The sequence below is a fragment of the Nocardiopsis alba DSM 43377 genome (assembly GCF_000341225.1).
Taxonomy (GTDB): Bacteria; Actinomycetota; Actinomycetes; order Streptosporangiales; family Streptosporangiaceae; genus Nocardiopsis; species Nocardiopsis alba.
In genome coordinates this window covers 214,963-237,421 of the sequence record NZ_ANAC01000010.1, presented here as the reverse complement: position 1 = coordinate 237,421, position 22,459 = coordinate 214,963, and the positions used below count along the sequence as shown (strand labels likewise).

General features: G+C 69.9%; 20 protein-coding genes. 18 read left to right on the top strand and 2 right to left on the bottom strand.

The annotated features are described in order from the left end of the window. Positions 1–2: 2 nt before the first annotated feature. From murD to D451_RS0108300, 12 genes are all read left to right on the top strand, one after another. Complete coding sequence (murD, locus tag D451_RS0108355) at positions 3–1,472, top strand: UDP-N-acetylmuramoyl-L-alanine--D-glutamate ligase (protein ID WP_014909759.1); 1,470 nt, start codon at positions 3–5, stop codon at positions 1,470–1,472. Between the two features lie 187 nt (positions 1,473–1,659). Next, on the top strand, positions 1,660–3,090 hold the full coding sequence (gene ftsW, locus D451_RS0108350) for a putative lipid II flippase FtsW (RefSeq protein WP_014910843.1): 1,431 nt from the start codon (positions 1,660–1,662) through the stop codon (positions 3,088–3,090). Then, positions 3,087–4,247 carry an undecaprenyldiphospho-muramoylpentapeptide beta-N-acetylglucosaminyltransferase gene (gene murG, locus D451_RS0108345; RefSeq protein WP_014909897.1) on the top strand — a complete coding sequence of 387 codons (1,161 nt, stop codon included), beginning with the start codon at positions 3,087–3,089 and terminating at the stop codon, positions 4,245–4,247. Before ftsW ends, murG begins: the two co-directional genes overlap by 4 nt. Beyond that, positions 4,244–5,695 (top strand): UDP-N-acetylmuramate--L-alanine ligase, encoded by a 1,452-nt coding sequence (gene murC / locus D451_RS0108340; protein ID WP_014911048.1) that lies wholly within the window; start codon positions 4,244–4,246, stop codon positions 5,693–5,695. Before murG ends, murC begins: the two co-directional genes overlap by 4 nt. Positions 5,696–5,726: 31 nt before the next feature. Continuing rightward, positions 5,727–6,461, top strand: a complete 735-nt coding sequence (locus D451_RS0108335) for a cell division protein FtsQ/DivIB (protein ID WP_014912783.1) — start codon at positions 5,727–5,729, stop codon at positions 6,459–6,461. Positions 6,462–6,962: 501 nt separating this feature from the next. Continuing rightward, on the top strand, positions 6,963–8,492 hold the full coding sequence (ftsZ, locus tag D451_RS0108330; RefSeq protein ID WP_014909981.1) for a cell division protein FtsZ: 1,530 nt from the start codon (positions 6,963–6,965) through the stop codon (positions 8,490–8,492). A gap of 121 nt (positions 8,493–8,613) precedes the next feature. Then, the gene (gene pgeF / locus D451_RS0108325; RefSeq protein WP_017534085.1) at positions 8,614–9,354 is read left to right on the top strand and encodes a peptidoglycan editing factor PgeF; all 741 of its coding nucleotides are present in this window, start codon (positions 8,614–8,616) and stop codon (positions 9,352–9,354) included. Positions 9,355–9,426: 72 nt separating this feature from the next. Further along, a complete protein-coding gene (locus D451_RS0108320) occupies positions 9,427–10,155 on the top strand; it encodes a YggS family pyridoxal phosphate-dependent enzyme (protein WP_017534084.1) in 729 nt (242 codons plus the stop codon). 136 nt (positions 10,156–10,291) lie between these two features. After that, complete coding sequence (locus D451_RS0108315) at positions 10,292–10,819, top strand: cell division protein SepF (protein ID WP_014908806.1); 528 nt, start codon at positions 10,292–10,294, stop codon at positions 10,817–10,819. A 39-nt stretch (positions 10,820–10,858) separates the two neighbouring features. Continuing rightward, entirely contained in the window at positions 10,859–11,155 is a 297-nt protein-coding gene (locus D451_RS0108310; RefSeq protein WP_017534083.1) for a YggT family protein, read from the top strand. Between the two features lie 131 nt (positions 11,156–11,286). After that, on the top strand, positions 11,287–12,168 hold the full coding sequence (locus tag D451_RS0108305; protein ID WP_014908354.1) for a DivIVA domain-containing protein: 882 nt from the start codon (positions 11,287–11,289) through the stop codon (positions 12,166–12,168). Positions 12,169–12,239: 71 nt separating this feature from the next. Beyond that, complete coding sequence (locus D451_RS0108300; protein ID WP_014909763.1) at positions 12,240–13,778, top strand: midas domain-containing protein; 1,539 nt, start codon at positions 12,240–12,242, stop codon at positions 13,776–13,778. A gap of 55 nt (positions 13,779–13,833) precedes the next feature. On the opposite strand, the gene ileS is transcribed toward D451_RS0108300, so the two are convergent. Next, entirely contained in the window at positions 13,834–17,034 is a 3,201-nt protein-coding gene (gene ileS, locus D451_RS0108295) for an isoleucine--tRNA ligase (protein ID WP_017534082.1), read from the bottom strand. 380 nt (positions 17,035–17,414) lie between these two features. Here ileS and D451_RS0108290 point away from each other — a divergent pair, with 380 nt between their 5' ends. The 5 genes from D451_RS0108290 (at position 17,415) to D451_RS0108270 (ending at position 20,337) form a co-directional block, all read left to right on the top strand. After that, a complete protein-coding gene (locus D451_RS0108290; protein ID WP_026124920.1) occupies positions 17,415–17,675 on the top strand; it encodes a divalent-cation tolerance protein CutA in 261 nt (86 codons plus the stop codon). A gap of 66 nt (positions 17,676–17,741) precedes the next feature. Beyond that, positions 17,742–18,290, top strand: coding sequence for a GNAT family N-acetyltransferase (locus tag D451_RS0108285; RefSeq protein ID WP_036567918.1), 549 nt, complete (start codon positions 17,742–17,744; stop codon positions 18,288–18,290). Between the two features lie 117 nt (positions 18,291–18,407). Next, positions 18,408–18,818: a TraR/DksA family transcriptional regulator gene (locus D451_RS0108280; protein ID WP_014912766.1), complete on the top strand. Its 411-nt coding sequence runs from the start codon at positions 18,408–18,410 to the stop codon at positions 18,816–18,818. A gap of 29 nt (positions 18,819–18,847) precedes the next feature. Then, positions 18,848–19,414, top strand: coding sequence for a signal peptidase II (lspA, locus tag D451_RS0108275; protein WP_193789605.1), 567 nt, complete (start codon positions 18,848–18,850; stop codon positions 19,412–19,414). Continuing rightward, a complete protein-coding gene (locus D451_RS0108270; RefSeq protein ID WP_014910717.1) occupies positions 19,411–20,337 on the top strand; it encodes an RluA family pseudouridine synthase in 927 nt (308 codons plus the stop codon). The genes lspA and D451_RS0108270 overlap by 4 nt, the downstream gene beginning before the upstream one ends. A gap of 79 nt (positions 20,338–20,416) precedes the next feature. Here the strand turns inward: D451_RS0108270 and D451_RS0108265 are convergent, their stop codons facing one another. Then, entirely contained in the window at positions 20,417–21,466 is a 1,050-nt protein-coding gene (locus D451_RS0108265; RefSeq protein ID WP_014912204.1) for a DMT family transporter, read from the bottom strand. A 72-nt stretch (positions 21,467–21,538) separates the two neighbouring features. Here D451_RS0108265 and D451_RS0108260 point away from each other — a divergent pair, with 72 nt between their 5' ends. Further along, positions 21,539–22,444: a LysR family transcriptional regulator gene (locus tag D451_RS0108260; protein WP_014912176.1), complete on the top strand. Its 906-nt coding sequence runs from the start codon at positions 21,539–21,541 to the stop codon at positions 22,442–22,444. Positions 22,445–22,459 lie beyond the last annotated feature (15 nt).

Here is a 22,459-nt window from a genome sequence, read left to right as displayed (position 1 = left end):
GCATGCCGCACCAAGGACCTTCCGACACCACCCCGTCCCCGGCCTCCGTCGGGGACGAGAATCCCTTCGCGGACGCGTTGGTCTGCGTCGCCGGTCTGGGCGTCTCCGGACCCCCCGTCGCCAGGGCACTCCTGGCCCGGGGGGCCCGGGTGGTCGTCGTCGACGGCCGGGACGACGAGACCACCCGTCGCGTCGCCGCCGAGCTGACCGAGGCCGGAGCCCGGGTCGTCCTGGGCGAGACCCCGCTGCCCGAGGGCTGCGACCTGGTCGTCATCTCCCCCGGATGGCGCCCCGACTCCCCGCTGGCGGAACGGGCCGCCGAGGCCGGTGTCGAGGTCATCGGCGACGTGGAGCTGGCCTGGCGTCTCAAGCCCGCCGACCAGGTGTGGCTGGCCATCACCGGCACCAACGGCAAGACCACCACGGTGCGCATGCTGGAGTCGATCCTGCGCGCCGACGGCCGTGACGCGCTCGCCGTGGGCAACGTCGGCACCCCGATCGTGGACGCCGTCCTGCCCGACGCCGAAGGGCACGTGCACGACATCCTCGCGGTGGAGCTGTCCAGCTTCCAACTGCACTGGTCCGAGTCCCTGCGCCCGCACGCCGCCACCGTCCTCAACGTGGCCCCCGACCACCTGGACTGGCACGGAGGGCTCGAACCCTACGCGCGGGCCAAGGGCAGGGTGTTCGCGCGAGGGACCCTGCGCGTGGTCAACACGGCCGACGCGTGGTCGGTCCGGCTGGCCGAGGAGGAGGGCGACCCGCACACCCCGCTGGTGGGGATCCGCTCCGACACGCCCCGCGCCGGTGAACTCGGCGTGGTCGAGGACCTGTTGGTGGACCGGGCCTTCGTGGACGAGCCGCACAGCAGCGCCGAGGAACTGGCCACCCTGGCCGACGTGCGTCCGGCGGCCCCGCACAACGTCTCCAACGCCCTGGCCGCCGCGGCGCTGGCCCGTTCGGTCGGCGTGGCGGCGGACTCGGTCCGTGCCGGGCTGGTCGCCTTCGTCCCCGAGCCCCACCGGATCGCCCACGTGGCCCGGGTCGCGGGCGTGGACTACGTCGACGACTCCAAGGCCACCAATCCGCACGCCGCCGCGGCCTCGCTCAACTCCTACCCCTCCGTGGTGTGGGTGGCGGGTGGACTGCTCAAGGGCGCCGAGGTCGACGACCTGGTCTCCTCGGCGGCCCACCGGCTGCGCGGCGCGGTGCTGATCGGCGCCGACCGGGCCCGTATCCGCGAGGCGCTCGACGAGTACGCGCCCGAGGTGACGGTGGTCGAGGTCGAGGGGCCGGCCGCCGACGCCCCGGAGGGGCACACCGTCATGGACGTCGTGGTCGCCGAGGCCACCGCCCTGGCGGGCGAGGGGGACACCGTCCTGCTCGCCCCCGCCGCGGCCTCCATGGACATGTTCACGAACTACCCCGAACGAGGCCGTCTCTTCGCCGAGGCCGTCCACCGTCTGGGCTGAGGTCTCCGAACCCCACGAGATCCACTGCGCAGGGTCGCTCGCCGATCACCCAGAGTCGGCGTGCGGCCCTCGTGTGTCCGGCGACACCCCCGAAGGTCGCCAAAGATGGCCAACACGCGGGAAATGTCCACGGTTCCCGACCCGCCGGTACGCCACTATTGAGGCGCCGATCGTGCGGAGGGTGTGGATGGCGGCGACGACAGCGGTTCCCAGTACGGCCCGAAGCCGGGGGCGTACGGCCTCCGGTGGAAGGGAACGCGCGCTCTGGCGCGAGTGGGCTCGGTCCCTGGACCGACCACTCACCTCCTACTACCTGATCCTCGGCACCGGGATGATGCTCATCGCCCTGGGCCTGGTCATGGTCCTGTCCTCGACGATGGTCAACTCCATCTCCGAGACCGGGTCCGCCTTCTCGGTGTTCCAACGCCAGTTGGTGTCGGCGACGATCGGCCTGCCGCTCATGATCATCGCCTCCCAACTCCCGTTGTGGGTGTTCCGGCTCGTGGGCTACCCGGCGATGATCCTCTCGGTGGCGTTGCTGTTGCTCACCGCCTTCCAGGGCACCGAGGTCAACGGCGCGATCCGCTGGCTGGAGATCGGCGGCCTGCTCATCCAGCCCTCCGAGCCCGCCAAGCTCGCCTTCGTCCTGTGGGGTTCCAACATCCTGGCCCGCAAGGAGGAGCTCAAGGAGCTCACCGAGTGGCGCCACCTGCTCATCCCGCTGCTGCCGGGCTGCGGTCTGCTCACCCTGCTGGTCCTGCTCGGGTCCGACCTGTCCACCACCCTGGTGCTGCTGGTCGTCTTCCTCAGCCTCCTGTGGGTCGTGGGCGCCCCGGGCAAGCTGTTCGTGGGCATGTTCGGCCTGGTCCTGGGGCTGGCCGCCATCGTCATCGCGATCGAGCCCTTCCGGCTCCGCCGTATCACCGCCTTCCTCGACCCCGGGGCCGACCCGACCGGCTCGGGGTTCCAATCCCTGCACGGTCTCTACGCCCTGGGCACCGGCGGGATCTTCGGGGTCGGGATCGGCGCCAGTCGTGAGAAGTGGGGTTTCCTTCCCTACGCCGAGTCCGACTTCATCTTCGCCATCATCGGCGAGGAGTTCGGCCTCATCGGCACCCTGGTCGTGCTCGGCCTGTTCGGCATGCTCGGTTACGCCGGACTGCGGGTGGCCTTCCGGGTCAAGGACCCGTTCTCGCGCCTGGCCGCCTTCGCCATCGTGACCTGGATCATCGGCCAGTCGATGATCAACATCGCGGCCGTCATCGGGCTGGTCCCGGTCACGGGCATTCCACTGCCGCTGGTCTCCTATGGTGGGTCCTCGCTCATCCCCACCATGATCGGTCTCGGTGTGCTCCTCGCCATCGCCCGGAACGAGCCTCAAGCGCAGAAGGCGCTGGCCGCCCGGGGTCCCAGTTGGGTCCAAAGGGCTCTAAGCTGGCTTGGCCTGGAGAAGTTCGCCGCATCCGTCCAGAATCGTGGCGGAGGCGCGCCTTCCAGGCGCACCACCGCGCCGAGCGTCCCCCGCACGGCGCGCGAACGCGGCACCAAGACGACGGCCAAGCACAAGAGCGGACCGGTCCCGGTGGGGGACCGGCCAAGGAGGAATCGACGACGATGAGGGTAGCCCTCGCCGGAGGCGGCACGGCCGGGCACATCGAGCCCGCACTCTCACTTGCGGACGCGCTACGGCGCATCGACCCCGATACCGAGATCCTCTGCCTGGGAACCGAGCGGGGGCTGGAGACCCGGCTGGTCCCCATGCGCGGCTACGAGCTGAGCCTGATCCCCGCGGTCCCCCTTCCGCGCAGGCTCACCCCACAACTGCTCTCCGTACCGGGGAAGCTGGCGGGCGCCCTCAGCGCCGCCGGCGAGCAGCTCGACAAGCTTCAGGCCGACGTCCTGGTGGGGTTCGGCGGCTACGTCGCCACCCCCGGATACCTCGCGGCGCGTCGGCGCAAACTCCCGATCGTCGTGCACGAGGCCAACCCGCTGCCGGGGCTGGCCAACCGGCTCGGCGCGCGACTCACCCCCCACGTGTTCACCGGGCACCCCCACACCCAGATCCGGAACGGGCGCTTCATCGGCATCCCGCTGCGCGGTCAGATCACCTCGCTGGACCGGCTCGCCATGGGCGACAAGGCCCGCACCTACTTCGGACTGCGCCAGGACCTGCCGACCCTGCTGATCTTCGGCGGCTCCCAGGGCGCTCAGCGCGTCAACGAGGCGGCCTTCGCCGCCCGTAACGCCTTCCGCGACGCGGGGGTGCAGGTCCTGCACGTCGTCGGCCCCAAGAACGCCGACGAGCCCCAGGACCTCACGCAGGACGGCGTCCCCTACGTCGCCGTCCCCTACGTGGACCGTATGGACATGGCCTACGCCGCCGCCGACATGGCGATGTGCCGGTCCGGCGCGATGACCTGCGCCGAGCTCACCGCGGTCGGGCTGCCCGGCGCCTTCGTACCGCTGGCCATCGGCAACGGTGAGCAGACCATGAACGCCGAGCCGATCGTCAAGGCCGGCGGCGGGGTGATGGTCGACAACGCCGAGCTCTCCCCCGAGTGGATCGCCCAGAGGCTGATCCCGCTGCTCACCGACACCGACCGGATCGTGTCGATGTCCGAGGCTGCCTCCCGCATGGGGCGCCGCGACGCGGACATGGAGCTGGCCCGGGAGGTCATGGCGATCGCCCGAGGGGACAAACCCACCCCCGACATGCCGTTGCCCGACGACGACGGCTACGAGGACTACTACGACGACGGCAAGGACGCACGATGAGCCTGGTCCGACCGACCGAACCCGTCCCCGTCGACAAGCTGGGACGCACCCACTTCATCGGCCTGGGCGGGGCCGGCATGTCCGGTATCGCCCGTGTGCTGTTGCAGTCCGGTGTGGAGGTCTCCGGCAGCGACGCCCGGGACAGCGACACCCTGCGCGACCTGGAGCGGATGGGCGCGCGGGTCCACGTGGGCCACGCGGCCGAGAACCTCGACACCGCCGAGACCCTGGTGATCTCCTCCGCGATCCGCGAGGACAACCCGGAGCTGGCCGAGGCGCGTCGGCGGGGTCTGCGGATCCTGCCCCGCGCCGCGGCGCTGGGCGCCCTCCTGTTGGGCCGTGAGGGCATCGCGGTCTCCGGAACCCACGGCAAGACCACCACGACCTCCATGATCACCGTGGTCCTCCAGCACTTGGGCGTCGACCCCGGTTACGTGATCGGCGGGAAGCTGGTCACCACCGGGCTGGGCGCCGACGCCGGTGTCGGGGAGGTCATCGCGGTGGAGGCCGACGAGAGCGACGGCTCCTTCCTGATGCTCTCGCCCAAGATCGCCGTGGTGACCAACGTCGAGGCCGACCACCTGGACAACTACAGCGGCATCGACGAGATCCACGAGAACTTCGCGGACTTCGTCGACCGGGTCGAGCGCACGCTGATCGTCGGTATCGACGACCCCGGCGCCCGCCGGGTCGCCGAGATCGCCCGGGAACGCGGCAAGAAGGTGCTCACCTACGGTGAGGCCGAGGACGCCGACCACCGGATCACCCGAGTGCGCGCACGCGGCTTCTCGACGGAGTTCACCCTTCAGACCGCCGACGGGGAGCCGATCGACGGTACCGTCGCCGTTCCGGGGCGGCACAACGTCCTCAACGCCGCCGCCGCGGTCGTGGTCGCCGACGAGCTCGGTCACGACCTGGAGGTCGCGGTGGAGGGTGTGGCCGACTTCGCCGGGGCGGCCCGCCGCTTCGAGCTCAAGGGCGAGGGCGGCGGTGTGGGCGTCTACGACAGCTACGCCCACCACCCCACCGAGATCGAGGCCGACCTGCGCGCCACCCGCGCCGCCCTGGAGTCGTTCTCCCAGGACGACGAGGACGTTCCCCTCGGCCGGGTCGTCGCCCTCTTCCAGCCGCACCTGTACAGCCGCACCCGTATCTTCGCCGAGGAGTTCGCGAACGCCCTCTCCCTGGCCGACGAGGTCGTGGTGATGGAGGTCTACGCGGCGCGCGAGGATCCCGAACCCGGGGTGACCGGCGAGACCATCACCTCCCGCGTGGGCCACGACCGTGTGCGGTACGTGCCCGGCCGCGAGGAGGCCGTACGACGGGTGGCCGAGCTCGCCCGCCCGGGCGACATCGTCCTGACCATGGGCGCGGGCGACGTCACCGAACTCGGTCCGCACATCGTGGCCGCCTTGGCGGCCGCGGCGGGCGACACGCGTAACGACTAGAAGAAGACGACGGCGCGGACAGCCAGGGGGCATGAACGTGGGCGCTGACCGGGGTGGGAGCGAACGGGCGACGACGGCGCGCGGGGGCTCGGACCCCTGGAAGGTCACCTTCGCGGTGCTCCTCGTGGTCGCGTTGGTCTGTGCCGTGGTCTGGGTGCTCCTGGGCTCACGTCTGCTCGTGGTCCGGGACGTGGCCGTCACCGGGACCGAACGGGTCACGGCCCAGGAGGTCGAGACCGCGGTGGCCGTGGACACCGGAACCCCGTTGATCCGGGTGGACCTCGACGGCGGCCGTGAGCGGGTCGAGGGCCTGGACCTGGTCGAGTCGGCCACCGTGACCCGTGGCTGGCCCGCCACCCTGCGAGTGGAGGTCGTCGAACGACGGCCTCTGCTCGCGGTCCGGGTGGGGGAGGAGTACCGGTCGGTCGACCGGGACGGTGTGCGCATCGAGGACTCCCCGACCCGTCCGGGCAACCGACCGCTGGTCCGTGTCTCCGGAGAGCTGGAGGACAACGCCGCGGTCCGGGCCGCCGCCGACATCGTCGAGGAGGCCCCCGACTCCCTGCTCGCCCGGATCCAGCTCATCGACGCCCGCGACACCGACGAGATCATGATCGAGCTCGGTGACGGTTCCGTCGTGGAGTGGGGGGACTCCGAGGCCACGGCGGACAAGAGCGACATCCTGCGTGTCCTCATGCGCGAGCACCCTTCACAGGAAGGGCGTGTCTACGACGTCGGAACCCCGGACCTGGCCATCGTTCGGTGAAGCGTCGACCAAGGGCCGGTCTTGAGCCGGAATGGACGTGGTGAGGGGTCGTGAGCGGGTTCCGGAGGGCCACTGCCCGAGGAAACGGCGGACCGCGAGGACATTCCAGACGCGACGCGCCGAGTGCGCACTTCGCTTCCTTGCGTTATACGCGGTTAGGCTGAAGTCATCATCGGTTGCCCGCACCCGACGGTCCGCTTACTGTCGGGAAGCACAACCACCGTCAACAACACACTAAAACACGCTTTTCGGGATACGCAGGAACCGTTTCGCCGCCGCTTCTGGAAGCGAACCGTCTCTCGGCCCCAAGGCCGCGGTGACGGAGGGGGAACGGTACCGGTGACCCGGGGTCCTCGCCGGAGACCGCCTCGGCGGTGAAGGTGGAAGAACCCGAAACGCACACTCTGTAGAACCGGATGCCGGTCCGCCGGCGTGTTCCTCGACCCCTGGTCGACGGACGCGAAGACGGAACGGCTCATGCGAGCGGAAAGGCCCCTCGTCGTGGCAGCACCGCAGAACTACCTCGCGGTCATCAAAGTCGTCGGTATCGGCGGCGGCGGTGTCAACGCCGTCAACCGAATGATCGAAGAGGGGCTCAAGGGCGTCGAGTTCATCGCGATCAATACCGACGCCCAAGCGCTGCTGATGAGCGACGCGGACGTCAAGCTCGACGTCGGCCGCGAGCTCACCCGTGGCCTGGGCGCCGGCGCGAACCCCGATGTCGGCCGCAAGGCGGCCGAGGATCACCGTGAGGAGATCGAGGAGGTCCTCAAGGGGGCCGACATGGTCTTCGTCACGGCGGGTGAGGGTGGTGGCACCGGTACCGGTGGCGCCCCCGTCGTCGCGAACATCGCCCGTTCCCTGGGAGCCCTCACCATCGGTGTGGTCACCCGCCCCTTCGGTTTCGAGGGCAAGAGGCGGGCGACCCAGGCGGAGTCGGGGATAGCGATGCTCCGTGAGGAGGTCGACACCCTCATCGTCATCCCCAACGACCGCCTCCTGTCCATCTCCGACCGTCAGGTCAGTGTCCTGGACGCCTTCAAGGCGGCCGACCAGGTCCTGCTCTCCGGTGTTCAGGGGATCACCGACCTGATCACCACGCCGGGCCTGATCAACCTGGACTTCGCCGACGTCAAGTCGGTCATGTCCGGGGCGGGATCGGCGCTGATGGGAATCGGATCCGCGAGAGGGGACGACAGGGCCGTGGCGGCGGCCGAACTGGCGATCTCCTCACCTCTGCTGGAGGCCAGTATCGACGGGGCGCACGGAGTCCTGCTGTCGATACAGGGAGGCTCGGATCTCGGGCTGTTCGAGATCAACGAGGCGGCTCAGCTGGTCGCCAACTCCGCGGCCCCCGAGGCCAACATCATCTTCGGAGCCGTCATCGACGACGCCCTCGGCGACGAGGTGCGTGTCACGGTGATAGCCGCGGGGTTCGACGAACCCGAGGTCGGTGCCCCGGCGGCGCAGGAGCGCCGCCCGGTGGACCCTCCTGAGGCCGTCGCCCCCACGGCAGGCATCACGTCCGGTTCAGAGGAGGCGTCCGCCAAGACGGCTCCGTCGACCGCGGGCGCGAGCGGGGCGTCGGCCACCAGCATGCCGTGGGTGACCTCTTCCGGCCAGGCCCGTCCTGAGCCGGAGACGCCCCGGTCCACCATGCCTCCGGTCCATCCTCCGGTCAGCGCCGAGCCGGTGCGGCCCGAGCCTCAGCAGGCGCCGCCGGCGCGCCCCGAGCCGCAGCCCGCCCCGCAGACGCTGCGACCCGAGCCGGAGCCGTTCCAGGGCGAGACCCACCAGGTCCCCTCCTACGACGACTCCCAGAGCGAGCCCGTCCAGGCCTATCAGGAGCCGCGGACGAGCCAGGTCGAGGAGGGACGGGCCACGGAGCCCGTCGCCGAATCCGAGACCGGAACCGGCCACATCCACTCCGTCTCGGACGCCTCCGAGCGGCGTGGCGAGGTTCCCACGCCCCGCCGTCGGGTCATCTTCGACGACCCCGACGACCTGGACGTGCCGGAGTTCCTGAAGTAGTCCCACCGGTACCATCGACGTGTCATAGCGGCCCCGCCCTCGTGGCGGGGCCGTCGCCGCCCCGGACCGTTCGTGAGGAGCGTCCTTCCGGGGACCGAGGAAAGGGACCGCGGACACACCGATGGGCAACGTCATCGATCTGGGGCACGGGGTCCGTGCCGCCGTCACCGAACGCGGTGGCGGCGTGAGCCGTCCCCCCTACGATTCGCTCAATCTGGGCCTGGGGGTGGGCGACGATCGCGAGGCGGTGATGGACAACCGCCGTCGTGCCGCGCGCGACCTGGGCTTCGACGTCGACCGTGTGGTGTGGATGAACCAGGTCCACAGCGCCGACGTGCTCGTGGCCACCGAACCCGGAGGGGTGGGCACCTGCGACGCCGTGGTCACCACCCGTTCCGACCTGGTCCTGGCCTCGATGGCGGCCGACTGCCTTCCGATCCTGGCCGCCGACGCCGAGGCGGGGATCCTGGGGGCCGCCCACTCGGGGCGCGCGGGCACCGCGAAGGGCATCGCGGCGAACCTGGTCGAGAGCATGGTCGCCCACGGGGCCGTCGTCCACCGGATCACCGTCTTCCTCGGCCCGACCATCTGCGGTCGTTGCTACGAGGTACCGCCCGAACTCCAGGCCGAGACCGCGGAGCTCACGCCCGAGGCGGCCTCCACCACCCATCGAGGGACCACCGGGGTGGACATGTCGGCCGCCGTCACCGCCCAACTGCGCCGGGCCGGGGTGGAGAACATCACCTCCGACGGCCGGTGCACCCTGGAGACCCCCGACCTCTTCTCCCACCGTCGCGGCGCGCCCACGGGACGCTTCGCCTCCTTCATCTGGCGCGCCCCGGCGACCGCGGACCGTTCGTAGGACGGGAGGGGCGGGGACCGTGTCCCCTCCTCCCGAGGATCACCACCACAGCAGGGAACAGAAGGAACAGTCGTGTCAGACATCGATCCCGCGCGCACCGAGCAGATCCGCGCCAACCTCCAGGCCGCGCGGGACAGGATCGAGGCGGCCTGCGCCAAGGCGGGGCGTTCCTCCTCCGAGGTGTCCCTGGTCGCGGTGACCAAGACCCACCCCGCCTCCGACGTGCGCGCCCTCGCCTCCCTGGGCGTCGTCGACGTCGGAGAGAACCGGGACCAGGAGGCCGCCCCCAAGGCCGCGGAGACCGCCGACCTCGATCTGACCTGGCACTTCGTGGGCCAGCTCCAGACGAACAAGGTCCGTTCGGTGGCCTCCTACGCCGACGTCGTGCACTCGGTGGACCGGGCCAGACTCGTCCGGGCCCTGGGCGACCGCGCGGCGGAGGCGGGGCGCACGTTGACCTGTCTGGTCCAGGTGAACCTCGACGACGACTCCGAGGCGGGTGTCCTGGGGCCGCGTGGCGGAGTGGACCCGTCCGACGCTCCCGGGATCGCCGACCTGATCGAAGAACATGAGGCGCTCTCCTTGGGCGGTGTCATGGCGGTCGCGCCCTTGGGAGGGGACCCGTACACCGCCTTCGGTCGACTTCACGAGGTGGCGGGGCGGATTCGTGATCGCTACCCTCGGGCAACGATGATCTCCGCCGGGATGAGCGGGGATCTGGAGGCGGCGATCGAGCGAGGAGCGACACACCTCCGCCTTGGTGCGGCGTTGCTCGGCGCCCGAGGGACGAACGTGGGGTAATGTCCCCACATAGACCTTGGGGCCTGTCTGTGGAGTTCGCCCGAATGGGCGCCCGCCCCGCCGTTGCGGGCGCAGGACAGGCGCAGACGGAGGAGTCGGCTTCGATCGGGGCCGCGAGGACGACGGAGGACATGAGATGGCCGGCGCGATGCGCAAGATGGCGGTCTACCTCGGCCTCGTGGAGGACGACCGTTACGATCACCGCTATGCGGACGAATATGATGAGTTCGACGATTTCGACGAAGGCGCGGAGGAGCAGCGTGACCGCGACGCCGATCCTGCGCGAGGCGGGGAAACACGAGGCGACGACGTGACGGACACCGGCGATTACCTGGGAACGGGTGAACGGCGCGGTGGCACCACCACGACCGCCTCTACCGCCGACCTGGCTCGGATCACCACGCTCCACCCGCGCACGTACAACGAGGCGCGTACGATCGGAGAGCATTTCCGGGAAGGTACGCCGGTGATCATGAACCTGACCGAGATGGTCGACAGCGACGCCAAGCGTCTGGTCGACTTCGCGGCTGGTCTGATCTTCGGTCTCCATGGCAGTATCGAACGCGTGACCAACAAGGTGTTCCTGCTGTCCCCGGCCAACGTCGAGGTGACCGCCGAAGACAAGGCGCGGATCGCCGAGCGAGGGTTCTTCAATCAGAGCTAGACCATCACATTTGTCCAGAGATTGGGTCGGGGAACGACCGTGAGTATCGTTCTGTCAGTGCTGTCCGCGCTGCTTCAGCTGTTTGTCTTCGTGCTGATCGCGAGGGTGGTACTGGAGATGGTGCAGTCCTTTTCGAGGGACTGGCGACCCAGCGGGTTCGTTCTCGTGCTCGCTGAGATCGTGTACACGATCACCGATCCGCCACTGAGGTTCCTGCGCAGGTTCATCAAACCGGTGAGGCTGGGGAGCATCGCACTCGACCTGAGTGTGCTGATCCTCTTCTTCGCCATCCTGCTTCTCCAGAGCATTCTGGCGAGGCTGGCGATGGGACTGTGACAGGGAAGGGCCAGGGCGAAAAAACCGCCCTGGATTCCGATATGTGGTCTTGGTCATGATCTGGATTGCCGTAAGGTCACGATCGGGTAGCGTCCCTACGGACAGACTCCAAGCGCGCCAAGGAGACGAACATGCCGCTGACACCCGCCGATGTGCGGAACAAGCAGTTCAGCACCACCCGGCTTCGGCCGGGATATGACGAAGAGGAAGTCGATGCCTTCCTCGACGAGGTCGAGTCGGAACTCGACCGGCTGATCCAGGAGAACGAGGAACTGCGCGGCAAGCTGGCCGAGTGCCTTCGAGGCAAGGTCCCCAACGCCGGTATGCAGGACTTCCAGCAGCCTCAGGAGCAGCAGGAGCCGCAGCAGCAGATGGAGCAGGTGCGCCCGGAGCCCGTGCAGGCGCAGCAGCCTGTCGAGCAGCCGGCCCAGCCGCCCGCCCCGATGCAGATGACCGGCGCCAACCTCGCCATGGGCGGTGAGGAGAACATGGACACGGCCGCCCGCGTCCTGGCCCTCGCCCAGCAGACCGCCGACCAGGCGATCAGCGACGCCCGCCGTGAGGCCGACGAGACCCTCGGCCGCGCCCGCCACGAGTCCGAGGACATCCTCGGCAAGGCGCGCCGTCAGGCCGACCAGATCATCGGTGAGGCCCGTGCCCGTTCCGAGAACCTCGACCGCGACGCCCAGGAGCGCCACCGTCAGGTCATGGGCAGCCTCGTCCAGCAGCGCGAGGAGCTCGAGCACAAGGTCAACGTGCTCAAGGACTTCGAGCGCGAGTACCGCAGCCGCCTGAAGGACTACTTCGAGCGTCAGCTGCGCGAGCTCAACGAAGAGGGCAAGTCGGTGGAGCCCAACCCGAACACCACGGGCGGCTTCCAGACGATGAACCCGCAGTCCGGCGGTGCCCCCGCGCTCCAGCAGCACGGCCCCGGCGGCAACCCGTTCGGTCAGCCCGAGCCCGCCCAGCACGGTGGTTTCCACCCGGGCGAGACCCCGCACGAGCGCCGCTGAGCTCTCGGCGGCAGGTAGCTCCGAACAACTGAAGACTCCAGCTCTACACGTGTAAAGGCCCTGGTCGACCCGTGATCCTTAGCATCCTCGCCACCGTGGCGGTGCTGGCGGCCATAGCCGTCATCGCGGCTGCTCTGGTGCTCGCCGAGACCACCCTGGTGTACATCGCACTGGGACTCGGCGGACTGAGCGTCCTCCTCCTACTGGGGGCGCTCCTCCAAGGCAGGTTCGGCAAGGACGGACCGGGAACGGTACGGACGGGCGGTTTGGGGAAGTCGTCCGTCCCCATGACGACCGGGCCGGGGGCCGGCATCGCGCCGGGCCCCGTGTGGGAGCAGGAGCCGACAGGGCGCGTACCCGCACCGGCCGAACCGCCGGTGCGGGTCACCCCTGTGGGGGAGACCTTCGAGACGCACCGAACGGACGACGGTGCGGAGGACCCCGAGTTCGAGATCCCCCGTTGGGAGACCCCCACCGCGGGCGATCGGACCGAACCGGTCATGGCGGCCCGGACCCCGCCCCACACCGAGACCCCCACCGCGGGCGACGACGCCCGCGACGAGACCACCTCCGCCCCCGAGGCCACGACGGCCGAGGAGGAGCGGGAGGAGCACGAAGACCTCGTGAAGGCCGAGCCCGAAGAGGGATCGGCCTCCGAACCCGTCGAGGAGCCCACGACCGTCACGGAACCGGAGGAGGCCTCCACCCCGGTGGAGCCCGAACCGGAGACCGTGACCGCGGTGGAGGAACCCGTCGGGGAACCCGGGCCGGCCCCCGTGGCCGAGGCTCGGGAGGACATCGACCGGAGAGAGTCCGAGGAACCCTCGGAGACCGCCGGCACGAAGGACGACGAGTCCGCGACCGACGACGACACGCGCGAACCGGAGACCTCCGAGAGCGACACCGCGGTCGAGCGGACCGAACCGTCGGAGCGGGAGGGGGCCTCCGAGGCCCTCACCGCCCCGGAGGAGGACGAGAACGCCCCGGCCGGTGCTTCGGCCACCACCGACCCCGATACGCCCGTCTCCGGCGACATGGACCTCGAGGAGGAGGCCGCGTCCGAGGAGACGGGGCCGATCTCCGACGAGAACGTCGAGACCTCGGAGAGGTCGGACGAGACCGGGACGGACGACGCGCCGGCCGTTATCGACACGGCCGATGAGGTCGACGAGGAGAAGACCGAAGAGCCCTCCCCGACCTCCGAGACCGTGACGGAGCCGACCGAGGTCGAAGGGGCGGACGAGCGCGAGGACACGGAGGATCCGATCGCGCCGGTCGCCGCGGAGGCGACGGAGGACACCTCGGCCTCCGACACGCCGGACGAGACGACCGACGCCTCGACCGGGGACGACACCGAGGTCCGGGACGAGGACGAGGCCCCCGAAGAGGCGGAGAAGACCTCCGACAAGGCCGAGAAGGACCCCCCGGAACCCGAGGAGACCTCCGGGACGGACCCCGAGGACGACACCGACGGCGAAGACACCGAACGGTCGACGAAGGAGGAGGACGCCGCGATCGCCTACGCGGCCATCCTCGACGAGACCGTCGACGCCGACGAAGAGGAACGCGACCGGGCCGAGGGTCGCAAGGACTCCTCCTACAGCGGCTGAGAACGAGACGAAGGGCACCGCCTCCCCACGGGAGACGGCGCCCTTCGTCGTCGTATCAGGCCTTGCGGAAGGTGAAGGTCACACCGAACTCCTCGGACCGGGTCGAGTGCGGGGTGTCCTCTCCCGCGCCCGCCACGAAGCTGTCGGCCAGCACCTCACCGGCGATGGTCCGCGCGTGCTCCTCCAGCGTCAGCCGGACGGTCTCGTCCTCGGTGGCCCACCACACGTGGATCCGGTCGGAGACCTCCAGGCCGCTGTTCTTGCGGGCCTCCTGGAGCATCCGGACCATCTCCCGGGCCAGACCCGCGCGGCGCAGCTCCGGGGTCAGCTCCAGGTCCAGCGCGACGGTCTCTCCGGACTCGGAGGCCACCGCCCAGCCCTCACGGGGCTGCTCGGTCACCAGGATCTCGTCGGCGCTCACGTCCACCGACTCGCCCTCGACCGTCACCTGAGCCCAGCCGGTGGCGCGCACCCGCTCGACCAGGGCGGCCGGGTCCGCGCTCTGAACGGCCTTGGCCACCAGCGGCGTGCGCTTGGCGAATCGCTTGCCCAACGCTCGGAAGTTCGGCTTGACGACGTAGTCCACGAGGTCGCCGCCGACCGAGGACAGGGAGTCCAGACCGGCCACGTTGAGCTCGTCGGACACCTGGTCGCGCAGCTGCTCCGGCAGGTCGGCGAAGCCGGGGGCCCCGACCAGGGCGCGGGCCAGCGGCTGACGGGTGCGCAGCGCCGAGTCGACGCGGGCCGAACGGCCCAGCTCCACCAGACGACGGGCCAGCGCCATCTGCTCGGACAGCGCGGGGTCGATCAGGTCCTCGTTCACCCGGGGCCAGGAGGCCAGGTGGACCGAGTCGGCGGCCTCGGGGCGGCGCAGCGCCGACCACACGTGGTCGGTCAGGAACGGCACGACCGGGGCCATGAGCAGGGTGACGGTCTCCAGCGCCTCGAACAGCGTCGCGAAGGCGGCGGCGCCCTCGGGGCTCTGGGCCCCGCGCCAGAACCGGCGGCGGGAACGTCGCACGTACCAGTTGGAGATGTCGTCGACGAACGCGGTCAGACGACGCCCCGCGCCGGTGGTGTCGAACTCCTCCATCGCCTTGGTGACGTCGCGGACGACCTCGTTGAGCTCCGAGAGCAGCCACCGGTCCAGCATCGGACGGTCCTGGGGAGCGGGGGCCTGGGCCAGCAGCGAGTGGTCCCAACCGGAACCGGCGTTGGCGTACAGAGTGAAGAACGAGGTGGTGCTGTAGTAGGTCAGCAGCACCTTGCGGACGATCTCCTCCAGAGCCGCGTGACCGACCCGGCGGGCGGTCCAGGGCGATCCGGAGGCCAGCATGAACCAGCGCAGGGCGTCGGCGCCGTGGCGGTCCATCACCGGGATGGGCTCCATGACGTTGCCCAGGTGCTTGCTCATCTTGCGGCCGTCCTCGGCGAGGATGTGGCCCAGGACGACCACGTTCTCGTAGGAGTTACGACCGAACACCAGGGTGCTGACCGCCAGCAGCGAGTAGAACCAGCCGCGGGTCTGGTCGATGGCCTCGGAGATGTACTGGGCCGGGAAGTTGGCCTTGAAGGTCTCCTCGTCGACGTGCGGGGCGCCCCACTGCGCGAAGGGCATCGAACCCGAGTCGAACCAGGCGTCGATCACCTCGGGGACACGACGGGCGACCCGCTGCTCCTCGGGCAGGGAGGGGTCGGCGTCCGGGTCGGGGATGACGATGTCGTCGACGTAGGGACGGTGCGGGTCCAGCGAGGACAGGTCCTGGCCGCTGAGCTCGCTCAGCTCGGCCAGGGAGCCCACACAGATCCGGCGGCCATCGGGGAACTCCCAGATCGGGAGCGGGGTACCCCAGTAACGGTTACGGGACAGGGCCCAGTCGACGTTGCCGCGCAGCCACTCGCCGAAGCGACCCTCCTTGACGTTCTCCGGCACCCAGTTGGTGACCTCGTTCTGGGCGAGCAGCTCGTCCTTGATCCGGGTGGTGCGGATGTACCAGGACGGCACGGCGTAGTAGAGCAGCGCCGTGTGGCAGCGCCAGCAGTGCGGGTAGGAGTGCTCGTAGTTCAGGTGACGGAAGAGCAGACCGCGGTCCTTGAGGTCGCGGACCAGCGTCTTGTCGGCCTCCTTGAAGAACACCCCGCCCACCAGGGGGAGGTCCTCCTCGAAGGTGCCGTCGGCGCGGACCGGGTTGACCACGGGCAGACCGTAGGCGCGGCAGACCGTCATGTCGTCGGCACCGAAGGCCGGCGACTGGTGCACCAGACCGGTACCGTCCTCGACGGTGACGTAGTCGGCGAGGACCACGAAGTGCGCCGGTTCGTCGAAGGGGACGAGGTCGAAGGGGCGCTGGTAGGTCCAACGCTCCATCTCGTCGCCCTCGTAGCGTTCGCCGGTGAGCTCCCAGCCCTCGCCGAGCACCTGCTCGAACAGGGGCGCGGCGACGATGAGACGCTCATCGCCGTCGGTGGCCACCACGTACTCGACGTCGGGGTGCACGGCCACGGCGGTGTTGGAGACCAGGGTCCACGGGGTGGTGGTCCACACCAGCAGGGAGGTCGGGTGCTCGGGGGCGGCCGCCGGGCCGGAGGTCACCGGGAACCGCACGTAGACGGAGGGGTCGGTGACGGTCTCGTACCCCTGGGCCAGCTCGTGGTCGGAGAGCGTGGTGCCACAGCGCGGGCAGTAGGGGCTGATCCGGTAGTCGCGGACCAGCAGGTCCTTCTCCCAGATCCGCTTCAGGGCCCACCAGACGGACTCCACGTACCGCGGGTCCATCGTGCGGTAGGCGTCCTCCATGTTCACCCAGTAGCCCATGCGCTCGGTCATGGCGGTGAAGGCGTCCACGTTGCGCAGGACGGACTCACGGCAACGGTCGTTGAACTCGGCGATGCCGAAGGCCTCGATGTCCTTCTTGCCGCTCAGACCGAGTTCCTTCTCCACGGCCACCTCGACGGGCAGGCCGTGGCAGTCCCAGCCGGCCTTGCGGTCGACGTGGTAACCGCGCATCGTACGAAAACGCGGGAAGACGTCCTTGAACGCGCGGGCCTCGACGTGGTGCACGCCGGGCTGTCCGTTCGCGGTGGGCGGGCCCTCGTAGAAGACCCAGTTCTCGTTGCCGCGGGTCTGGTCCAGGGAGCGCTGGAAGACGTTCTCCTTCGACCAGCGGCCGAGGATCTCGCGCTCCATCGCGGGCAGGTCGATCTGAGCGGGCAGTTGGGGCAGCGCGCGGGATTCGGGCCGGGGGTCGTCGGTCACCGTCGTACCTTTCTCCATCAGGGATGTTCCTGACGGAGGGACGAGGCCTGGGCCCCGCGGTACCACCCTCCTTGGAGCCGCGGCCGTGACCGCTGGGCGGTTCGGCGGCGGGTCCCGCTTCATTGGGTCAACGCCGGTTCTACTGGGGCGGATCCACGATTTCTCGGGACGGGCGCCTGTTCCTCCGGCCGCTCCGGGGTGATCTTCGCGCTGGTCGTACCCCCGGGCTCACACCGTCCCCGGGTCGCTTGGCCGGTCCAGCCCCTCATAGGCTGTGTCCGCCCGGTCGGGGCCAACGCTACTCGTCCCCATCGACACGGGTTCAGGATAACGCAGTACGGCGAGGTAGGCCGCTGAACCGTACAGGAAGGGGCGCGGTGATGGTGGAGCGTACACGGGGGACGGTACTGGTGACCCTGCCCGACCGCGAGGACGCGGACGAGTTGGCCGAACAGCTCCTGGAACAGGGTTACGAGCCCTGCGCGGTGCATCGGGACATGCTCGCGGGGGAGGACGACGCCGAGGACGTCGACTGGGTGATCGAGGTGTCGACCGGTCCGCACGGAGGCCCCGCCGTCTTCGACGAACCGCACCTGTCCCTCCTGGCCGAGGACTACGGGGGCTTCGCCGTCGCCGAGTGACCGATATGGGGCCATCGGGCCCTAGGGCCCTGGTCGGGCGGGTACCTCGGGACGATGATGGTGGGCATGACGATCCGTGAGGCACGGCCCGACGACGCACCGTCCATCGCCGAGGTCCACGTCCGTTCCTGGCAGGCGGCCTACCGGGGGATCATCCCCGACGAGCTCCTGGACGGTCTCGACCCCGAACGGCTCACCCGGATGTGGAAGGCCCGTCTCCGTGAGGGTAGGGGCGGGGACGGCGTCCTCGTGGCGCAGGAACGGGACGGGGTCGTGGCCTTCGCCGGCTTCGAGACGACGGACGCTCCCCGGGGGACGGAGGGGGAGGGGACCCGGGTCGTGGACCTGGGCGCCTTCTACTCACTGCCCTCGGTGTGGGGCAGTGGGGTCAATCAGAGACTGGTCGCCGCCGTGCACTCGGCGATGGACGGATGCCCCGAGGACCGGGCGGTGCTGTGGGTGCTGTCCGCCAATACCCGAGCCCGCCGTTTCTACGAGGCGCAGGGGTGGGAGGACACCGGCACCGTCGTCGATCGGGGGATGTTCGGCGGCACGATCGTGCGGCCGACCGCGCTCTACCACCGTCCGATCCGGCGGCCGGGATCGTTGCCTTGAACCGGTTCATTGCCTAGGCTTCGCGGCATCATCGCCCACGGCAACGCGTAGGGGGCGCGCCCTCGTGGTCCGGTCAGGGGTGCGGGGGATCCGTGGGCCACCCGAAAGGGGAGTGCGATGAAGGTCACCCAGGCGGCGAGGCTACCGGTCCGGGCGGGGGAGAGCCCGTGGACCCCCGAGGAGCTCGCCGAGGTCAGAGGTCTGCTGGAGATCGAGATCGAGGTCCGCAAGGCCGAGCTCAGGGAGAACGAGGACGAGGTCGCCGAGCGGCTCACCGACCCGGTCGAAGGGGCGGGGGACGACCCCGCGGACGTCGGCGCCAAGGCCTTCCAACGCGAACACGATCTGGCGTTGGCCTACAATACTCGTGACCTGCTCGCCATGAGCGAACGGGCGATCGAACGGATGGACGCGGGGACCTACGGGGCCTGTGAGTCATGTGGCCAGGCCATCGGCAAGGCGCGTCTCCAGGCCTTTCCCAGGGCCACCCTGTGCGTCACATGCAAACAGCGCGAGGAGCGTCGCTGACCGAGATGGAGCCCTCCGGGGACGGCAACATGGCCACGACCGACGAGAAGAGCGCCCGCCCGCGCAGGTACCTACTCCTGCTGCTGGTGGCGGTCGCCGCGATCGCCGTCGACTTCGCCACCAAGGAATGGGCCCTGGCGACCTTCCGCCAGGGCGAGAGCGTCGACGTGATCGGGAGTTTCCTACAGTTCACCCTGGTGTTCAACACCGGTGCCGCCTTCTCGATGGGCACCGAGTACACGTGGGTGTTCACCATCGTGGCCACCCTCGTGGTCCTCGGGATCGCCTACATCGGTCTCCGGGTGCGCAGCGTGTGGTGGGGGATCACGCTCGGATTGATGATGGGCGGTGCGGCCGGCAACCTCATCGACCGTTTCTTCCGTGAACCGGAACCCTTCCACGGGGCCGTCGTCGATTTCATCCGGCTGCCCAACTGGCCGGTGTTCAACCTCGCCGACTCCTGCGTGGTGGTCGGGGCCTGCCTGGTGGTCTTCCTGACCTTCAGGGGGGTCGACCTCGACGGGACCCTGGCCTCGGACGACAAGACCGAGGCGACCACCGGTGAGGACGACGGCGAGGGACGGAAGAACACATGAGCGACACCAGGAGCCTGCCGGTACCGGACGGTCTGGAGGGCGACCGGCTCGACTCCGCGATCGCGCGGATGTTCGGCCTGTCCCGGACCCGGGCCGCCGAACTCATCGGTGACGGGAACGTCCTGCTGGACGGGACCGAGGCGGGCAAGTCCGACCGTGTCCAGGCGGGGGCCTGGCTGGAGGTCACCCTTCCGCCGCCGCCCACCGCTCCGGTCCCGCGTGCCGAACCCGTCCCAGGCATGACCATCGTGCACGAGGACGCCGACATCATCGTGGTCGACAAGCCGATCGGCGTGGTGGCCCACCCCACCGTCGGTTGGACCGGTCCCAGCGTCCTGGAGGGGCTGTTGGCCTCCGGTGTGCAGCTGGCGACCAGCGGCGCGGCGGAACGCCAGGGCATCGTGCACCGGTTGGACGCCAACACGACCGGCCTGATGGTGGTCGCCAAGAGCGAGACCGCCTACAGCGTGCTCAAGCGGGCGTTCAAGGAGCGCACCGTGGACAAGCGCTACCACACGCTCGTCCAGGGACACCCGGACCCGTTCCGGGGCACGGTGGACGCCCCGATCGGTCGGCACCCCGCCGGTGACGGTCGATGGGCCGTGGTCGCGGGCGGACGCCCCTCGATCACCCACTACGACACGGAGGAGGCCTTCCGGGCCGCCACCCTGTTGGAGATCAAGCTGGAGACGGGGCGTACCCACCAGATCCGGGTGCACATGGCGGCGCTGCGCCACCCCTGTGTGGGGGACATGCTCTACGGCGCCGACCCCACCCTGGCCGAGCGGCTGGGTGTGCGGCGTCAGTGGCTGCACGCGGTCCGGCTGGGCTTCGACCACCCGACCGAGCACCGGCCGGTGGAGTTCTCCAGCCCCTACCCCGACGACCTGGCCGAGGCCGTGGAGCGGCTCCGCGAGGAGTAGCCCGCGTACGAGGCCCGATCGCCCGTGTCCCGCGTTCTCTCGCGGGGCGCGGGCGATCTCGTGTCCCCGTCCCTGAGACTCAGGGACGGGGGGTCGTGCCGGGGCCCCGCGTGCCCACGGGGGTCTCGGGTGTCTCCGGGGCGGTGGCCGTCGGTCGTGGGCGGGCGTCGTGGTCCGGGGAGCGTGTTCCGGCGCGGGTCGCGCGGGGTGAACGCAGGAGCCCCTGGCACAGGGCCGCGCCCAGGATGATCACGAGGGCGCCCAACGGCTGATTCCAGCTCAGGGTCTCGCCCATGAGCACGATCCCGGCGCCGATCGCCACCACCGGCACCACGTAGGTGACCGTGGTCGCCACCGTCGCCCCCGCGGCACGCACGATGCCGTACTGGAGGACGTAGGCGAAACCGGTCCCGAGGACGCCCAACGTCGCCACGGCCAAGGCCGCCCTCCAGGTCAGGTCGGTGGGGATCCCGCCCGCCCAGGGGGCGATCAGGAGCAGGGGTACCGAGCCGAGCAGCAGTTGGAGGGCGCTCAGCTCCAGGGCCCCGTGCGAGGTGCCCGCGACGAACCGGCGCAGGTAGGGGGTGCCGATTCCATAGCAGGCGGTGGCCCCCACCACCAGGAGCATGCCGATCAGGGAGTCGCGATCCTCCATCACCGAGACCTCCAGGGAGTTCCACACCCCGAAGACGGTGAGCACGCCGAGGAAGCCGATGGCCAGCCCCAGCAGGCGGTCGCGGTCGGGGCGTTCGTCGGACAGCAGCAGGATCGAGAACACCACTCCGAACAGCGGGGTCGAGGCGTTGACGATCCCCATCAGGGCCGACGGTATGAGCTGCCCTGCGTAACCGAACAGGGTGAAGGGGATCGTGTTGAGCAGCAGGGCGGCCACGAACAGGTGACCCCACAGCCGGGGAGAGGTGGGCAGGCGGCCTCCGCGTAGGAGCAGGACCGCGAGCAGGGGCAGGGCCCCGGTCAGCATGCGTCCCAGGGAGAGCTGGACGGGGGTCAACACCTCGGCGCCGACACGGATCAGGACGAAGCTCATGCCCCAGACCAGGGCGAGGACGGCGAACTTGGCGCGCCAGCCCGACAGCGAGTGGGCGAGCCCGGTGGAAGAGGTGGCCATGGGATGTTTCTATCCCGTACTTATTCTTAGGTCTACTTCATTCTTCTAAACTCAGAAGTTAGTATCTCTTACATGCTCAGTGTCGACCGGCTCCGGGTCCTGCACGCCATCGCCGTCCACGGTTCCCTCAGCGCGGCCTCCCAGGCCCTCCACGTCACCAACTCGGCCGTCTCCCAACAACTCGCCAAACTCGAACGCGAGGTCGGCCAACCCCTCGTCGAACGCAACGGCCGCGGGGTGCGACTGACCGCCGCCGCCGAACTCCTCGTCGACCACGCCTCCCGGATCCTCTCGCTGGTCCACCAGGCCGAGGCCGACCTGGAGGCCCACCGCGACGACGTCACCGGTCACCTGCGCCTGTCGGCGATCCCCACCGCCATCCGCGGGCTGCTCCCACGGGCCCTGCTCGCGCTACGCGAGGAACACCCCGGGCTGCACGTGGAACTGAGCGAGGAGGAGCCCCACGAGATCCTGCCCTCCATGATGCGGGGAGAGGCCGACATGGCCCTGGTCGTGGATTGGGACGGGGCCCCGATGCCCCTGCCCGAAGGCATGTCGCGGGCCCCCATCACCGACGACGTCAGCGATATCGCCCTACCCGCCGACCACCCGCTGGCCCACAGCGAACTCCTCCAACTCGACGAGATCCTCGACCTTCCGTGGATCAGCTGGTCGCGCGGCTCCATCTGCGACGACTGGCTGCACGACATGATCCGACGGCGCGGCGGCGAACCCCGGATCGTGCACAACGTCGAGGAACACCAGACCAAACTGGCGCTGATCGCGGCCGGGATCGGCGCCGCCGTCATGCCGCGCATGGGAAGGGGACCCCTGCCCGAAGGGGTGAGGATGATCCCGGTCCAACCCGCCCTGGTCCGGCAGGTCTACGTCTTCTGGCGCACCGACGCATCGCGGCGACCCGCCATCCGCGCCGTCGTCCGCGCCCTGCGCGAGGCCGCGGTGGGAGAGGACGAGTGACCCTGCCGGCCGGGG

Bases quoted from the DNA above. Each gene is read 5' to 3' on its own strand.
- murD (WP_014909759.1), top strand. From the start codon at position 3: ATGCCGCACCAAGGACCTTCCGACACCACCCCGTCCCCGGCCTCCGTC.
- ftsW (WP_014910843.1), top strand. From the start codon at position 1,660: ATGGCGGCGACGACAGCGGTTCCCAGTACGGCCCGAAGCCGGGGGCGT.
- murG (WP_014909897.1), top strand. From the start codon at position 3,087: ATGAGGGTAGCCCTCGCCGGAGGCGGCACGGCCGGGCACATCGAGCCC.
- murC (WP_014911048.1), top strand. From the start codon at position 4,244: ATGAGCCTGGTCCGACCGACCGAACCCGTCCCCGTCGACAAGCTGGGA.
- D451_RS0108335 (WP_014912783.1), top strand. From the start codon at position 5,727: ATGAACGTGGGCGCTGACCGGGGTGGGAGCGAACGGGCGACGACGGCG.
- pgeF (WP_017534085.1), top strand. From the start codon at position 8,614: ATGGGCAACGTCATCGATCTGGGGCACGGGGTCCGTGCCGCCGTCACC.
- D451_RS0108315 (WP_014908806.1), top strand. From the start codon at position 10,292: ATGGCCGGCGCGATGCGCAAGATGGCGGTCTACCTCGGCCTCGTGGAG.
- D451_RS0108305 (WP_014908354.1), top strand. From the start codon at position 11,287: ATGCCGCTGACACCCGCCGATGTGCGGAACAAGCAGTTCAGCACCACC.
- D451_RS0108290 (WP_026124920.1), top strand. From the start codon at position 17,415: ATGGTGGAGCGTACACGGGGGACGGTACTGGTGACCCTGCCCGACCGC.
- D451_RS0108285 (WP_036567918.1), top strand. From the start codon at position 17,742: ATGACGATCCGTGAGGCACGGCCCGACGACGCACCGTCCATCGCCGAG.
- D451_RS0108280 (WP_014912766.1), top strand. From the start codon at position 18,408: ATGAAGGTCACCCAGGCGGCGAGGCTACCGGTCCGGGCGGGGGAGAGC.
- lspA (WP_193789605.1), top strand. From the start codon at position 18,848: ATGGCCACGACCGACGAGAAGAGCGCCCGCCCGCGCAGGTACCTACTC.
- D451_RS0108270 (WP_014910717.1), top strand. From the start codon at position 19,411: ATGAGCGACACCAGGAGCCTGCCGGTACCGGACGGTCTGGAGGGCGAC.
- D451_RS0108265 (WP_014912204.1), bottom strand. From the start codon at position 21,466: ATGGCCACCTCTTCCACCGGGCTCGCCCACTCGCTGTCGGGCTGGCGC.
- D451_RS0108260 (WP_014912176.1), top strand. From the start codon at position 21,539: ATGCTCAGTGTCGACCGGCTCCGGGTCCTGCACGCCATCGCCGTCCAC.